Below are 530 nucleotides of genomic sequence, written 5' to 3' on the forward strand. Positions count from 1 at the left end.
AAGCTTAAACAGATGTTTGCCGAACTGAGCTTAAAATCCCAGCTTCAGGAAGAAATCATAAAAAAGCTTTAGTGCCCACCAAGGCACGTAAAACGTGGGCACAGCAACTACAACAAAATCATTCGGTTACTATTGTTATGAGTTGTGCTATTGTTGGCTTAAGCCGTTGTGCTTACTATTATCAACCTAAGTTGCAGGATGACTCGGTGATTGTTTCGGTGTTGAATGCTATCACAGACCGGCATTTACGCTGGGGCTTTCCTAAATGTTTTAATCGTATCAGAAAGCTCGGCTATCAATGGAATCATAAACGGGTATATCGGGTGTATTGTGAGCTAAAGCTTAATCTTAAAACAAAACGTAAACAACGAATTCCACCTCGGGAGCCAGAAAAGTTATCGGTTCCCAATAAACAAGGTGAATGTTGGTCAATGGATTTTATGAGTGACAGTAGCCGTAATCAACGTCGCTTTAGAACATTCAATGTCATCGATGACTTTAATCGTGAGGCGTTAGGGATTGATATTGCA

Annotated in this window: 1 protein-coding gene; it reads left to right on the plus strand. The window is 40.6% G+C overall.

The features are described from left to right. Window positions 1-71: 71 nt before the first annotated feature. On the plus strand, window positions 72-530 hold a 459-nt coding region (locus tag A9G42_RS00750; protein ID WP_143426067.1), incomplete at its 3' end, for an IS3 family transposase.

Origin of the sequence: Gilliamella sp. Nev6-6, from assembly GCF_001690605.1 — a bacterium.
Taxonomy (GTDB): Bacteria; Pseudomonadota; Gammaproteobacteria; order Enterobacterales; family Orbaceae; genus Gilliamella; species Gilliamella apicola_C.